We start from the raw sequence: 14,776 nt of genomic DNA on the forward strand, positions 1-14,776 counted from the left end.
CCACCGAAGTGGTTCATCGTTCGACTTGCATGTGTTAAGCACGCCGCCAGCGTTCGTCCTGAGCCAGGATCAAACTCTCCGTGAATGTTTACCCGTGATCGGGTGCACACATCACGAGAGCGGAACAACCACCGGAATAAGATGATCGTTCTCAGCGTCCTCGCTGTGTTTTTTCAAAGGAACCTCGTCCCAGCCAAGTGGCTGGAGACGGGGTATCAACTAAATCTGGCGTTGATTTTTGGCACGCTGTTGAGTTCTCAAGGAACGGACGCTTCCTTTGTACTCACCCTCTCGGGCTTTCCTCCGGGCTTTTCCCTTCGGTCTTGCGTTTCCGACTCTATCAGACCGTTTCCGGTTCCGATTTCCTCGGTGCTTTCCAGGTTCCCGCTCTCGCGTTTCCCTTTCCGGCGACTCCGACTTTATCAGAAGTTCCGGACCGGACTGACCGGCCACTCATTTCCGATTTCATCGGGAGGGGCTTCTTCGAAATCGACGTTTCGAGAAGCAGACAGACACTCACACTCGCCGACCGGATCAGATCCAGTTCCAGGCAACTGTTCGAATCTACCTCCCCGCTGGCACCGTGTCAACGGCTCCTGTGGGGCGAAGAGGACAGTAGCAGCTCAGCAGCCCCGGATGCACATCAGGCGGCCATGGGGACAGCCGCGCTGCGTTCGGCTGCCTCCAGGTCGCCCGTGTGCCCGGCGCGAACCGCTCGTCCACCGAGGACGTAGACGTAGGTGAGGAAGGCGAGTTCGGCGACGACTCCGATGGTGATGCGGGCCCAGGTGGGCAGGCCGGAAGGGGTGACGAAGCCTTCGATCGCGCCGGACACGAAGAGGACCAGGGCGAGGCCGATCGCCATGCCTATCGCCGCTCGGCCTTCCTCCGCGAGGGCGGCTCGTCGCGTGCGTGGCCCCGGGTCTATGACCGTCCAGCCAAGGCGCATGCCGGTTCCCGCGGCCACGAACACCGCGGTCAGCTCCAGCAGACCGTGGGGCAGGACGAGGCCCAGGAAGGTGTCGAGGCGGCCGGCCGAGGACATCAGACCGAAGCCGACGCCGAGGTTGAGCATGTTCTGGAAGAGGATCCAGAGCACCGGGAGCCCCAGGAAGACGCCGAGGATCAGGCACTGCGCGGCGGCCCAGGCGTTGTTCGTCCAGACCTGCGCGGCGAAGGAGGCCGCGGGATGGCTCGAGTAGTACGACTCGTACTGACCGCCGGGGCGCGTGAGCTCGCGCAGCTCGCTGGGGGCGGCGATCGTGGCCTGTACCTCCGGATGAGTCCCGATCCACCAGCCCAGGGCGACTGCCACCGCCGTGGAGAGAAGGGCGGTGGGGACCCACCAGTGGCGCGCTCGGTAGACCGCCGCGGGGAAGCCGTGTGCGAGGAAGTGGGTGACGTCGCGCCAAGAGGGGCGGCGGGTGCCTGTCACGGCACTACGCGCGCGTGCCACGAGCTGGCTGAGCCGGCCCGTGAGCTGAGGGTCGGGGGCGCTGGACTGGATCAGTGAGAGGTGGGTGGCCGTACGTTGATAGAGAGCGACGAGTTCGTCGGCCTCGGCACCGGTGAGCCTTCGCTGGCGTCGGATCAGGGCGTCGAGGCGATCCCACTCCGCGCGGTGAGCGGAGACGAAGACGTCGAGGTCCATCGGTTCGGCTGCTCCTCGGCTGTTCGTCGGCGACTCGTCGTGGTGGTCAGCTTGTCGTACTGCGACGCGATGCGTCCTCAGCTTGGCAGACTGGCCCATCTCAGGGCGGGTCAGGGGAAGGGCGGCGGGCGTGAGTGAGCTGGTGACGGGCGAGGCGGTGGCGCTGGAACTGCGTCCGGCGCGGCTGCCGAGCAGGGCGCTGGCCGTGCTGCTCGATCTGCTGGTGGGTGTGATCGTCTATGTGCTCGTGACCATCGCGCTGGTGGCTTCCACCGCCTCTCTGGACGAGGCGGCGCAGTTCGCGGTGTCTCTGGCGGCGTTCGTGCTGGTCCTGGTGGGTGGTCCCATCGCGGTCGAGACGCTCAGCCACGGTCGATCGCTCGGCAAGATGGCGTGCGGGCTGCGTGTGGTGCGGGACGACGGCGGGCCCATCCGGTTCCGGCACGCCCTGGTGCGGGGCGGGATCGGTGTCATCGAGATCCTGCTGACCTTCGGGGTCGTCGCCTGTATCGCGTCCCTTGTGTCGGCGCGAGGGCGGCGGCTCGGGGACGTGTTCGCGGGGACTCTGGTCGTACGGGAACGGGTGCCGGTCTCGCACGCCGGGTTCCTGCCTCCGCCGCCGCCTTGGCTGGCCGGGCGTTTCTCCGCGCTGGACCTGTCGGCCGTTCCGGATGGTCTGTGGCTCGCCATCCGGCAGTACCTCGGGCGTATGCAGCAGCTCGACCCGCAGGTCGGCGGGGCGATGGCCGAGCGGCTCGCCTCTGATCTGTCGGCGCGTACCGGCACCCCGGCGCCGCAGGGTGTGCCGGCGGCGGCGTATTTGGCGGCGGTGGTGCAGGAGCGCCAGGTCCGAGAGGCTCGGCGGTCCTTCAGCGGTGGCTCGGCGGGTGCGGGCGGGACGACTGCCGCGGTGGAGCCTGGGGTCGGTGCGGCGGGGGTCTATGGAGCACGGCCCTCTCAGCCGGTTCCGCCGGTTCCGCCGGTTCCGCCGGTCACGGCTCCGACCGCTCAGGCCGGCGTCCACGGCTCAAACCCCGTGTCCCAGGGGCCCTCTCCCGACGCCAGACCGGCGCCCGCCTCGTCCCGGGGTCTGCCTTCGTCCGAGCGTCCTGGCACCGGATTCGCGCCCCCCGCCTAGCCGTAGGGCGGCCGGGCCTTCTCCTCCTCCGCTACGCGAACGCGGACGGTGGTGATTCGAGGTCCTCCAGCTCGATGCCGGGGGCGGAGAGGACCACGTCCCCGGCGATGTGCACGATGTGCTGCTCGCCCGTGTCCAGGGCTGTGACCTGGTATTCGTCCACGGTCAGGGGGCCGTTGTCAGTGGCGTGTGCTTCGCTTTTCACCAGTGCCCAGGACTGGTCCACGGTGCGCGGGGCGAGGACCGGGTCGGTGAAGGCGACGAGTCGTACGCGGGTGGCGGACGCGGAAGGGGTGAGGCGTAGGAGACGGGCGGTGGCGATGAGGAAGGCGGGGGATGTGCCGGTGAAGGCGTGGGCGCGGACGTTGCCTTCCGTGGCGTGAGTCCCGGTGGGATCCGTGCGGACCCAGGTGACCCCGTCGAGGGCTGCTCCGCGTACCTGCCAGCTCGTGGCGTGCAGTTCGAGGCGGATGGGTCGGCCGAGTTCGTCGAGGGCGAGGTCGACGGAGCCGGAGTGGTCGCCCGCGGGGGTGGTCAGCTGGGCGACGTAGCGCCAGCCGGAAGGTCCGGGGGCGCAGTGGAAGTGCTCTTCTGCGAGGGGGGTGTGATCGTGCGGATCGTGGAGCGAATAACGGCCGCGGGGCATGGGGGTCCTGGGTCTTGACGGGGCTGGTCCGGGTGTGACGGCGCGGACTGGTCGGGTCGCGGCGGCCAAAGGGGCAGGCCCCCGGCACGGGGGTGCGGGGGCCTGCCTCGGAGGACCTGCTGGTGATGAGCGCGTCAGCGCACCGGCGCGCTCATCACGGGATCACTGCTCAGCGGGATCGGTACTCAGCGGGTGCTGAGCCGACTGCTCAGTAGCGGTAGTGGTCCGGCTTGTACGGGCCGTCGACGTCGACACCGATGTACGAGGCCTGCTCGGGACGCAGTGTCGTGAGCTTCACGCCGAGCGCGTCGAGGTGGAGCCGGGCGACCTTCTCGTCGAGGTGCTTGGGCAGCGTGTAGACGCCGATCGGGTACTCGGCCTGCTTGGTGAACAGCTCGATCTGGGCCAGCGTCTGGTCCGCGAAGGAGTTGGACATCACGAACGACGGGTGGCCGGTGGCGTTGCCCAGGTTCAGCAGACGCCCCTCCGACAGCACGATGATCACCTTGCCGTCGGGGAAGGTCCACGTGTGGACCTGCGGCTTGACCTCGTCCTTGACGATCCCGGGGATCTGCGCGAGGCCGGCCATGTCGATCTCGTTGTCGAAGTGACCGATGTTCCCGACGATCGCCTGGTGCTTCATCCTGGCCATGTCCGAGGCCATGATGATGTCCTTGTTGCCGGTCGTCGTGATGAAGATGTCGGCCTTGTCGACGACCTCGTCCAGGGTCGTGACCTGGTAGCCGTCCATCGCGGCCTGGAGGGCGCAGATCGGGTCGATCTCGGTGACGATGACCCGGGCACCCTGGCCCCGCAGCGACTCCGCACAGCCCTTGCCGACGTCGCCGTAACCGCAGACGACCGCGGTCTTGCCGCCGATGAGGACGTCGGTGGCGCGGTTGATGCCGTCGATCAGGGAGTGCCGGCAGCCGTACTTGTTGTCGAACTTCGACTTGGTCACGGCGTCGTTCACGTTGATCGCCGGGAACAGCAGGAGGCCGTCGCGCTGCATCTCGTAGAGGCGGTGGACGCCGGTCGTGGTCTCCTCGGTCACGCCGCGGATCTCCGAGGCGAGCTGGGTCCACTTCTGCGAGCCGTTGGTGATGGTGCGGTTGAGGAGCTCGAGGATGACGCGGTGCTCCTCGTTCTCCGCGGTGTCGACCGAGGGGACCTTGCCGTCCTTCTCGTACTCGACGCCCTTGTGGACGAGGAGGGTGGCGTCACCGCCGTCGTCGAGGATCATGTTCGGGCCGCCGGTGGGGGTGTTCGGCCAGGTCAGCGCCTGCTCCGTGCACCACCAGTACTCCTCCAGGGTCTCGCCCTTCCAGGCGAAGACCGGGACGCCCTGGGGGTTGTCGGGCGTGCCGTTCGGGCCGACGGCGATGGCGGCGGCCGCGTGGTCCTGGGTGGAGAAGATGTTGCAGGAGGCCCAGCGGACCTCGGCGCCCAGGGCGACCAGGGTCTCGATGAGGACGGCGGTCTGCACCGTCATGTGCAGGGAGCCGGTGACGCGGGCGCCGGCGAGCGGCTGCGCCTCCGCGTACTCCTTGCGGATCGCCATCAGGCCGGGCATCTCGTGCTCGGCGAGGGTGATCTCCTTGCGGCCGAACTCGGCCAGGGAGAGATCGGCGACCTTGAAGTCCTGTCGGTTGTCGACAGTCGTCATGGGGAGCTGCTCCTCCGGGTTGGGGCGAGTGGGTAGGGCTGGTCTGCGCGGCGACGGACACAGGGGTGCCCGAGAAGAGGGCACAGCATGCCCGCGTGCGCGCAGCGCAGTCCGTCGGAGGCCCTCTCTCCCTCGGCCGGTCCGCATCGGGACCGCCCGACCGCCATCAGCAGCGACGTCTGGCTCCGTCCCAAGCTACACCGGTACGCCCGGGCGCCCCCAGTCCACCGTCGAACCCGTCGAGCGGAGCACGAGGCGGTCACGAGAGGAGGACGTTGTGAGCATGACATCGATAACAGGACACCCACGATCGCCGGCCCAGGAGCCAACAGGTCATGACAATCCGGGAGGTTCGAGCCTTTGAGCACGGCAACGCGTGCTGCAGGATGCAGGGGATCGGCGCCGTGAATCGGCACCATCTGATCGGTCTTGCGGGGCGTCCGGGACGGCGTTCCGCGCGAACAACGGCGTTAGGAGATCGACGTGACCAGTTCGGCCGACCCTCCCCCCACGGGCGACGGCAGTGACGAGCAGCGGCGGTTGAAGCTGCTCGCGGTGACCGCCTGCCCCACCGGCATCGCGCACACGTACATGGCGGCGGAGAAACTCGCGCAGGCCGCCGAGAGCCGCGGCATCGACATGAAGGTGGAGACGCAGGGCTCCATCGGGGCCGAAAACATCCTCGATGACAACGATGTCAGCACCGCTGACGGCATCATCGTCGCGGCCGACAAGGATGTGGACCTGAGCCGTTTCGTGGGCAAGCGGGTCCTGACCGTCGGGGTGGCGGAGGGGATCCACCATCCCGAGCAGCTGATCGAGCGGGTGCGGTCGGCGCCCGTGCACGTGTCCGGCGGGGCCCCGAGGCCGTCGGCCGGCACCGGCAAGGAACGCGGCGTCACCTACAAGGCGCTGATGAACGGCGTCAGTTACATGATCCCGTTCGTGGTGGTCGGCGGGTTGCTGATCGCGATCTCGCTCTCGCTCGGCGGGCACACGGACCCCTCCGGCGGTCTGGTCATCCCGAAGGACTCCTTCTGGATGGATGTGAACAACATCGGCGTCATCGGCTTCACGCTGATGGTGCCGATCCTGTCCGGATACATCGCGTACGCCATCGGAGACCGCCCCGCCCTCGTGCCCGGCATGATCGGTGGCTGGATAGCCAATACCGGCTCGCTGTACGACTCCGAGGCGGGCGCGGGCTTCATCGGCGCCATCGTGACCGGGTTCCTCGCCGGGTACCTGGTGTTGTGGATCAAGAAGGTCAGGGTCCCGAGGTTCGTACAGCCGATCATGCCGATCATCGTGATCCCGATCGTGGCGACCACGGCGCTGGGACTGTTCTTCATCTACGTCATCGGCAGGCCCATCTCCTGGGTGTTCGAGCACCTGACCGACTGGCTGAGCGGGATGACCGGCACCAGCGCGATCCTGCTCGGCGCGATCCTGGGACTGATGATCGCGTTCGACATGGGCGGGCCGGTCAACAAGACGGCGTTCCTGTTCGGGGCCGGTCTCATCGCGACCGGCAACCAGACGGTCATGGGCATGTGCGCGGCCGCGATCCCGGTCATGCCGCTGGGTCAGGGCCTCGCCACGCTGGTGCGGAAGCGGCTGTACACCGAGCAGGAACGCGAGACCGGGCTCGCCTCGCTCTTCATGGGCTGCTTCGGCATCTCCGAGGGCGCGATCCCGTTCGCGGCGGCGCGCCCCGCGCAGGTCATCCCCGCCAACATGCTGGGCGGTGCGGTGGCCGGCGCGATCGCCGGGGTCGCCGGGGTCGAGGACGCGGTCCCGCACGGCGGACCGATCGTGGCGGTGCTGGGCGCGGTGAGCGGCGTGCCGATGTTCTTCGTGGCCGTGGTGATCGGTTCGCTGGTGACCGCGCTGACGACGGTCGCCCTCGTCGACCTCGCCGAGCGGAAGCGACGCGGGGAGACGGTCACCGGCGTGCCGTCGGCCGGGCCTGAGCCGGTGCCGGCCGGGACGGGCGCGGGCGCGGTGCCGACCGGGGCGGGCGCGGTGCCGGGTACGGGTACCGGCGTCGCCGTCGCGCAGAAGGTCGTACGAGAGCCTGCGGCAGTGGCCGTCGAAGGTGCGGCGCCCCGCGGCGAGGACGACCCGACTGAGGTCCTCTCCGGTTATCTGACCGAGGAGACCGTGAAGGTCGAGCTTGACGCGCGGGACAAGGAGGCCGCCGTCCGGGAGATGGCCGGGCTGCTGGCGCGCAGCGGCAAGGTCGCGGATGTGGACGAGCTGGTGGCGACCGCGCTGCGGCGTGAGGCGCAGGGGACGACCGGGCTCGGTGAGGAGATCGCGATCCCGCACGCCAAGACGGACGCGGTGACCGCGCCGGTCGTGGGGTTCGCGCGGTCCGCCGAGGGCATCGAGTGGGGCTCGCTGGACGGCACCCGGGCCAGGCTGGTGTTCATGATCGCCGTACCGGAGGCGGCCGCGGGTGACGAGCACCTGCGGATCCTGGCGCTGCTGTCGCGGAAGTTGATGGACGCCGGGTTCCGGGAGCGGCTGACGGCGGCCTCGGACGAGCGGGCGGTCCTGGAGGTGCTGGGCGAGATCCGGTAGGCCGACGGGACCCTGCGGGGCGTGTCCTTCGGGGCACGGCCCGCGGGGGCCGGTACCCGCGGGGGCCGGTACGCGCGGGGCCCGACACCCCGGGGGTCCGACGCCCGCAGGGCGGTACCCGCAGGGCCGGTATCCGCAGGGGTCGACGCCCGCAAGGGCCGGTACCCGCATGGGTCGACGCCCGCAGGGGCCAACACCTCCAGGGTCCGAGGCCCGCAGCGATCGGTATCCGCAGGACCCGACACCCCAGGGTCTGGGGCACCCCCAGGCTCTGGCACCCCAGCTCCGACGCCCCCAGGGCCCGACACCCGCACCGTCCGTTCACACCCCGCCGCTACTCTCTCCGCCGCAGGTGGTCCGCGTGGCGAAGGAGTGGTGATGGGCAAGGCTCGGGGGCTGGGGATCGCGGCTGTCGTGGTGGGGCTGGTGGGTCTGCTGTCGGTGCTGGGCGGGATCGGGTACGGGCGGTACGCGTTCGGCGGGACGGTCGTGTCGAGCGAGAGCATGACGCCGACGTACGGGCCGGGCGACCGGATCGTGTACGAGCGGATCGACGCGGGCGAGGTGCGGCGCGGCGACGTGGTGGTGTTCTCGGATCCCGAGCGGTACGGCTCCGAGGGGCTGGTGATGGAGCGGGTCGTCGGTGTCGCCGGCGACCGCGTCGTGTGCTGCACGGGGGAGGGCTCCGGCTCCCGGCTGTCCCTGAACGGGAAGCCGCTGCGGGAGCCGTACGTGCAGGACGGGGACGCCCACGGCGGTTACCCGGACTCCTACGACGTGCGGGTCCCCGAGGGGCGGCTGTTCGTGCTGGGCGACCACCGTGCCAACGCTCGTGACTCGCGGGCCTTCCCCGAGGACCACGGCGGCACGCTTCCGGCGTCCGCGGTCCGGGGCCGGGTGCTCGACGACCACACGGTGCCGACGGCGCTCGGGGCGGCGATGATGATCGGCGTGGTGCTGGTGCTGGTCGCCGCCGGGCTCGGGATCGCCGCCCTGGTCGTACGGCGGAAGGCGCGGGCCGCGGTGCCGCCTCCGCCGCCCTGGGCCTTGCAGGGCTGAACGACGCGGCAGAGCCCCGGGACGAGGACGCGTGTCGTACGGCGAAGGGGCCCGCCGGGATTCCGGCGGGCCCCTTTCGTGGCTGGCGGTGGTGTGCGGATCAGTGTCCGGCGGTGTCGTGCTGTGCCGGTCCCCCGGGCGTGGCCTCGCGGTCCGGGCCCTTGGCGGCCTCGGCGCGGCTGTAGATGTCGGGCTCGAGGTAGATGACGCGGGCGATCGGGACGGCCTCGCGGATGCGTGCCTCGGCGGCGTTGATGGCGTTCGCGACCTCGCTCGCGGTGTCGTCGTGCTCGACGGCGATCTTGGCGGCGACCAGCAGTTCCTCGGGGCCGAGGTGGAGCGTGCGCATGTGGATGACGCCGGTGACGGTGTCGCCGTCGACGATCGCGGCCTCGATCTTCCGGACCGCCTCCAGACCCGCGGCCTCGCCCAGCAGCAGGGACTTGGTCTCCGCGGCCAGGACGATCGCGATGACGATGAGCAGGACGCCGATGCAGAGGGTGCCGATGCCGTCCCAGACGCCGTCGCCGGTGGCGAGGGCGATGCCGACGCCGCCGAGGGCGAGGACCAGACCGACCAGCGCGCCGAAGTCCTCCAGCAGCACCACGGGCAGCTCGGGCGCCTTGGCGTGGCGGATGAAGTCCCTCCAGGACTGCTTGCCGCGCAGGCCGTTGGACTCCTTGATGGCCGTCCGGAAAGAGAAGCTCTCGGCGATGATGGCGAACACGAGGACGCCGACCGGCCAGTACCAGTGCTCGATCGCGTGCGGGTGCTTGATCTTCTCGTAGCCCTCGTAGATCGCGAACATGCCGCCGACCGAGAAGAGCACGATGGAGACGAGGAAGGCGTAGATGTAGCGCTCGCGGCCGTACCCGAACGGGTGTTGCGGGGTGGCCTCTCGCTGGGCCTTCTTGCCGCCGATCAGGAGCAGGCCCTGGTTGCCGGAGTCGGCGAGCGAGTGGACGGACTCGGCGAGCATCGACGACGAGCCGCTGAAGAGGAACGCCACGAACTTGGATGCCGCGATCGCGAGATTGGCGGCCAGTGCCGCCACGATCGCCTTGGTTCCGCCTGACGCGCTCATGAGTTCGCGTTGTCCCTTCCCTACGCTGTCCCGGGTGCCCCTCGTGGGCTTTGCCCGGCCTTTGCCGGGGGGCCATTGTTGCAGCCCTGGCCGCATCCGCCGCGTCAGCTGTCCACAAGTGCGGTCATACGATCACGCCGGCGCGGAAGACCGTACCGGTACCCGTCACCTCCGCCTTTTCACCTGCGGGAACGAAGACCGACTGACCGGGGCCGAGCCGGTGTTCGCCGGCCCGGACGGAACCGGCCGTGCAGAGCAGGATCTGCGGGGTCGGGCGGGTCAGGTCGTGGGCGGCTCCGCCCTCGGGCAGGACGTACCGCGACAGCCGGAACTCGTCGATGGGGGTCTCGTAGACCTCCTCGCCGTCCGGGGACGCCTCGGGGCGCAGCACCCCCGGGTCGGCGGCCTCGAAGCGGACGACGCGCAGGAGTTCGGGCACGTCGACGTGCTTGGGGGTCAGACCGCAGCGCAGGACGTTGTCGGAGTTGGCCATGATCTCGACGCCGAGGCCGCTGAGGTAGGCGTGCGGGATGCCGGCGCCGAGGAACAGGGCCTCGCCGGGCTGGAGTCGGACGTGGTTGAGGAGCATCGCGGCGATGACGCCGGGGTCGCCCGGGTAGTGGTGGGCGATGTCGGCGTACGGGGCGTACGCGCCGCCGAGGCGGGCACAGGCGGCCGCGGTCTCGCCGACCGTACGGGCCATCTCCTCGCGGTCCGCGCCGAGTACGGCCGTCAGGACCTCGCGCAGCGCCGCGTCCTCGGGGTGGGCGTGCAGCAGATCGACGTACGGCTTGAGGGAGTCGACGCCGAGGCCGGCGAGCAGGTCGGCGGTCTGGTCCGGGGCGCGGAAGCCGCACAGGCCGTCGAACTCGGTGAGCGCGCAGATGAGTTCGGGCTTGTGGTTGGCGTCCTTGTAGTTGCGGTGCCCGGCGTCGATCGGGATCCCGCGGCGCTCCTCGTCCGCGTATCCCTCCTTCGCCTGGGCGAGGTCGGGGTGGACCTGGAGGGAGAGGGGAGCCCCGGCGGCGAGGACCTTGAGGAGGAAGGGCAGGCGGGGGCCGAACCTGGCCACGGTCCGCGCGCCCAACTCCCCTTCCGGATCGGCCTCGATGACCTCGACGAGCGTCCCGCGCGCGGTGCGCGAGGGGGCGCCGGGATGGGCGCCCATCCACATCTCCGCCTGCGGCTCACCGCTCGGGGCGACGCCGAGCAGCTCGGGGATGGCCGTGGTGGAACCCCAGGCGTAGGGGCGGATCGTGTTGTCGAGGCGGTCCATGGGGTTCTTTCTGTACGGCGGTCAGAGCGTCCCGAGCATGATCAGGCGCCGGAGGCGAGCGCCAGGTAAACAGCGGCGAAATCCGTGACGGCGATCAGTTCCGCGAGGGTCTCCAGTTCGCCGCCCTCCTCCGGTTCCAGCTCGCTGATGGGGGTGTCGTGGCTCAGGGCCAGGTCACGGGCGGCGGGGGCGGCGCTGAGGCCGCCGAGGGGGCGGTCGCGCAGCAGCACCACGCGCGCGTGCAGCGCGGGTGCCTCCTCCACGCGGTCGCGGAAGAAGTCGTCGGGATCGGCGCTGGCGGCCAGCGGTCCGGCGAGCAGGGCGCTGTGCGCGGCGAGCGCCTCGGGCAGCTCGGCGACGAGCGCGGGGCGGCCGGCGAGCTCGGCGAGGGCGGCGGCGAAACGACGGCCCGCGGGTCCCGCCGAGACGCCCTCCGTCCAGACCACCGGGAGCGCGTCGGCGAGTTCGGCGGCCAGGGTCTTGGCGGGGTTGCTGTAGGTGGCGATGGCCGGCCCGCAGCGTTCGGCGATGTGGTCCAGGCGGTCGGCGACCTTCTCCAGGGCGTCCGGCGGCGCGGTCAGCAGACCGGTGCGGTCGAGGATCGCGAGCAGCGGGGTGAGCAGCGCCCACAGCACGCCGGGGGCGGACGCGGCGAGGGCTTCCCGCTGCTCGTACGGGGCCGTCGCCAGCGGTACGAAGAGGCCGTGGGCGCCTTGGACGGCCTCGCTGAGCGGGGTCCCGGCGGGGGCCACGGCGACGACCGCGCAGCCGCGCCGGTAGGCCTGGTCGGCGAGCAGGGACAGACCGGGTTCGGTGCCGTCGGGGGTGGCGATCAGGAGCAGGTCGACCGAGCCGGTCCAGCCCGGCAGCTCCCAGCGCAGGGCGCCGGCCGCGGGGGCGACGCCGGTGGGCGCCAGGCGGGTCACGGGGCTGCCGGCGCCGGCGAGGGTGCCGAGGAGGGCGGCGACGTGGGTGGCGGCGGCGCCGGGGCCCGCGATGAGGACCGCGCGCGGGCGGCCGTCGGGCTTGAGGTCGTTGACGCCGGCCTCGGCGGCGTGCCGGAGCGCGGTGCGGACGCGGGCGCCCGCCTCGGCGGCGCCGCGGAGCAGGCCTCGGCGGTCGGCCTCCGCGAGCGCCTCGGGGGTGTCGAGCAGCGATTCGTCGAGCATGGGCGGAAGCCTCCTGGGTTCGACGGGGTCGTCGGTACGCGGGTCTCGCGGTCGCCGGGGCGCGGTGGTGCCGGTTCGGCGGTGCCGTGGCGTCGGGTCGTGCGTAGCCGGGTCGCCGGTGCCGCTTACGCGGGGCGGCGGGCCTCGTCGACGAGGAGGACGGGGATGCCGTCGCGGACGGGGTAGGCCAGGCCGCAGTCCGTGCTGGTGCAGATCAGCTCGGTGTCCTGCTCCTTGAGCGGGGCGTGACAGGCCGGGCAGGCGAGGATCTCCAGGAGGCCGGCTTCGAGCGGCATGGGGTGTCCCTTCGGGGGCGGTGCGGATGCCTGTGCGTGCGTGTGCGGATGTGCCTGGTCAGGGTACCGCCGGTGAGGGGGTGGGCGCGGGGGGTCGGGGGGCGTGGGGAGTTGGTCGGGGCGCGGTGGGGCGGAGCGGGGCGCGGTGGGGTGTGCGGGCGCGGTGGGGCGAGGGCGCACGCCGGTCGCATCAGGCCCTGATGATCCCCAGCACCTCGTCCCGTACCTTCGCCATCGTCGCCTCGTCCCGCGCCTCCGCGTTCAGGCGCAGCAGGGGCTCCGTGTTGGACGGACGGACGTTGAACCACCAGTCGGTGGCGGAGACGGTCAGGCCGTCCAGTTCGTCGAGGGTGACGTCCTGCCGGCCCTCGTACGCGGAGCGGATCGCCGCCAGGCGGCCCTTCTGGTCCGCGACCGTGGAGTTGATCTCGCCGGAGCCGGTGTAGCGGTCGTACTCGGCGACGAGGGCGGACAACGGCCCCTCCTGGCCACCGAGGGCGGCGAGGACGTGGAGGGCGGCGAGCATGCCGGTGTCGGCGTTCCAGAAGTCCTTGAAGTAGTAGTGCGCGGAGTGCTCGCCGCCGAAGATCGCGCCGGTCCTGGCCATCTCGGCCTTGATGAAGGAGTGGCCCACACGCGTGCGCACGGGTGTGCCGCCCTTCTCGCGGACGACCTCTGGGACGGACCAGGAGGTGATCAGGTTGTGGATGATCACGCCTTCGCCGCCGTGCCGGGCGAGCTCGCGCGCGGCGACGAGCGCGGTGATCGCGGACGGGGAGACCGGGTCGCCCTGCGCGTCGACGACGAAGCAGCGGTCGGCGTCGCCGTCGAAGGCGATGCCGAGGTCGGCGCCCTCCTCGCGGACGCGCTTCTGGAGGTCCACGAGGTTGGCGGGGTCGAGGGGGTTGGCCTCGTGGTTGGGGAAGGTGCCGTCCAGTTCGAAGTACATCGGCACGACGTCCAGGGGCAGGCCCGCGAGGACCGTGGGGACGGTGTGGCCGCCCATGCCGTTGCCCGCGTCGACGACGACCTTCAGGGGGCGGATGGCGGTGAGGTCGACCAGGGAGCGCAGGTGGGCCGCGTAGTCGTCCAGGGTGTCCCGCCGGGTGATCGTGCCCCGCGTCGCCGCCGGGGCCGGGCCGCCCGACTCGCTCCAGCCCTCCGCCAGCTCGCGGATCTGGGCGAGGCCGGTGTCCTGGCCGACCGGGGCGGCGCCCGCGCGGCACATCTTGATGCCGTTGTACTGGGCCGGGTTGTGCGAGGCCGTGAACATCGCGCCGGGCAGGTCCAGGGCGCCGGAGGCGTAGTACAGCTGGTCGGTGGAGCACAGGCCGATCTCGGTGACGTCGACGCCCTGGGCGGCCGCCCCGCGCGCGAAGGCCCGCGACAGACCCGGGGACGAGGGCCGCATGTCGTGGCCGACCACGATCGCGCTCGCGCCGGTCACCTGGACGAAGGCGACCCCGAAGAGCTCGGCCAGCGTCTCGTCCCACTGGTCGGGTACGACACCGCGCACGTCGTACGCCTTCACGAGCTGTGACAGATCAGCGGCCACGGCCTAACCCTTCTCAACGTCCTGTCGGTCGCCCCAAACTACCCGCCCCCGCCGGCGGTCCGTGCCGGGCGCCCGGCGCTCGGCACCTGGGCAGGTCAGCACCCTGGCATGCGTAAGAACACAGGAAGTCGAAGAGGCCCGGCGAACCCGGTCGTTCGATGCCGCTCGGTCGGTCCGGCTCAGTTGTCCGGTGAGCGCAGCACCCGCAGATGGCCGCGGCGCGCGACCTCCATCGGGTCCGCCGAGCGGCGACCGCCGGCCTGGGCGGCGCGCTCCTGCGGGCGGGCCGCCTCGCGGACCGCGTTGGCCAGCGCCTCGAGGTCGTCGCCGCTGGGACGGGCGGGGGCCGAGCTGTCGAGCAGGCGGACGACCTCCCAGCCGCGCGGGGCGGTGAGGCGCTCGGAGTGCTCGGCGCACAGGTCGTAGCAGTGGGGTTCGGCGTAGGTGGCGAGCGGGCCGAGGACCGCGGTCGAGTCGGCGTAGACGTACGTCAGCGTCGCGACGGCGGGGCGGCCGCAAGCGGTGCGCGAACAGCGACGTACAGGGCTCACGACGTTGGACGGTACCGCACTCTTGAGCGGGCCGCGACGACTCTCTCTCAGGTCACTCCACTGTGTCGTGGCGTGAAACGTCCCACTCGCCCCCTTGGG

General features: G+C 71.0%; 12 protein-coding genes and 1 rRNA gene. 3 read left to right on the forward strand and 10 right to left on the reverse strand.

From position 1 onward, the window contains the following. Both ACH41F_RS17140 and ACH41F_RS17145 read right to left on the reverse strand, forming a co-directional pair. Nucleotides 1-85, reverse strand: a 16S ribosomal RNA gene (locus tag ACH41F_RS17140); the annotation flags it as partial. Between the two features lie 558 nt (nt 86-643). Beyond that, nucleotides 644-1,651 carry a stage II sporulation protein M gene (locus ACH41F_RS17145; RefSeq protein WP_391231567.1) on the reverse strand — a complete coding sequence of 336 codons (1,008 nt, stop codon included), beginning with the start codon at nt 1,649-1,651 and terminating at the stop codon, nt 644-646. 130 nt (nt 1,652-1,781) lie between these two features. Between ACH41F_RS17145 and ACH41F_RS17150 the strand changes: the two genes are divergently transcribed. After that, on the forward strand, nt 1,782-2,789 hold the full coding sequence (locus ACH41F_RS17150; RefSeq protein WP_398836417.1) for an RDD family protein: 1,008 nt from the start codon (nt 1,782-1,784) through the stop codon (nt 2,787-2,789). Between the two features lie 31 nt (nt 2,790-2,820). Here ACH41F_RS17150 and ACH41F_RS17155 read toward each other — a convergent pair whose 3' ends face one another. After that, complete coding sequence (locus tag ACH41F_RS17155) at nt 2,821-3,435, reverse strand: hypothetical protein (protein WP_398836420.1); 615 nt, start codon at nt 3,433-3,435, stop codon at nt 2,821-2,823. Nucleotides 3,436-3,643: 208 nt separating this feature from the next. Then, nucleotides 3,644-5,101, reverse strand: coding sequence for an adenosylhomocysteinase (gene ahcY / locus ACH41F_RS17160; RefSeq protein ID WP_398836422.1), 1,458 nt, complete (start codon nt 5,099-5,101; stop codon nt 3,644-3,646). Nucleotides 5,102-5,584: 483 nt separating this feature from the next. Between ahcY and ACH41F_RS17165 the strand changes: the two genes are divergently transcribed. Together ACH41F_RS17165 and lepB are read left to right on the forward strand one after the other, a co-directional pair. Further along, nucleotides 5,585-7,687, forward strand: a complete 2,103-nt coding sequence (locus ACH41F_RS17165) for a fructose-specific PTS transporter subunit EIIC (RefSeq protein WP_398836424.1) — start codon at nt 5,585-5,587, stop codon at nt 7,685-7,687. A 378-nt stretch (nt 7,688-8,065) separates the two neighbouring features. Continuing rightward, nucleotides 8,066-8,746 carry a signal peptidase I gene (gene lepB, locus ACH41F_RS17170; protein ID WP_391231573.1) on the forward strand — a complete coding sequence of 227 codons (681 nt, stop codon included), beginning with the start codon at nt 8,066-8,068 and terminating at the stop codon, nt 8,744-8,746. A gap of 100 nt (nt 8,747-8,846) precedes the next feature. Here lepB and ACH41F_RS17175 read toward each other — a convergent pair whose 3' ends face one another. The 6 genes from ACH41F_RS17175 to ACH41F_RS17200 form a co-directional block, all read right to left on the reverse strand. Next, nucleotides 8,847-9,830, reverse strand: a complete 984-nt coding sequence (locus ACH41F_RS17175) for a cation diffusion facilitator family transporter (protein ID WP_391231574.1) — start codon at nt 9,828-9,830, stop codon at nt 8,847-8,849. 124 nt (nt 9,831-9,954) lie between these two features. Next, nucleotides 9,955-11,106 carry a mannose-6-phosphate isomerase, class I gene (gene manA / locus ACH41F_RS17180; RefSeq protein WP_398836428.1) on the reverse strand — a complete coding sequence of 384 codons (1,152 nt, stop codon included), beginning with the start codon at nt 11,104-11,106 and terminating at the stop codon, nt 9,955-9,957. A gap of 41 nt (nt 11,107-11,147) precedes the next feature. Beyond that, nucleotides 11,148-12,275, reverse strand: a complete 1,128-nt coding sequence (locus tag ACH41F_RS17185) for an SIS domain-containing protein (protein WP_391231576.1) — start codon at nt 12,273-12,275, stop codon at nt 11,148-11,150. Nucleotides 12,276-12,400: 125 nt separating this feature from the next. Further along, entirely contained in the window at nt 12,401-12,571 is a 171-nt protein-coding gene (locus ACH41F_RS17190) for a Trm112 family protein (protein WP_391231577.1), read from the reverse strand. Between the two features lie 190 nt (nt 12,572-12,761). After that, entirely contained in the window at nt 12,762-14,126 is a 1,365-nt protein-coding gene (locus ACH41F_RS17195) for a phosphomannomutase/phosphoglucomutase (protein WP_391231578.1), read from the reverse strand. Between the two features lie 179 nt (nt 14,127-14,305). Next, entirely contained in the window at nt 14,306-14,728 is a 423-nt protein-coding gene (locus ACH41F_RS17200) for a DUF3499 family protein (protein WP_391232324.1), read from the reverse strand. Nucleotides 14,729-14,776: the final 48 nt, after the last annotated feature.

It is taken from the genome of Streptomyces sp. NPDC020489, assembly GCF_044386545.1.
Classification (GTDB): Bacteria; Actinomycetota; Actinomycetes; order Streptomycetales; family Streptomycetaceae; genus Streptomyces.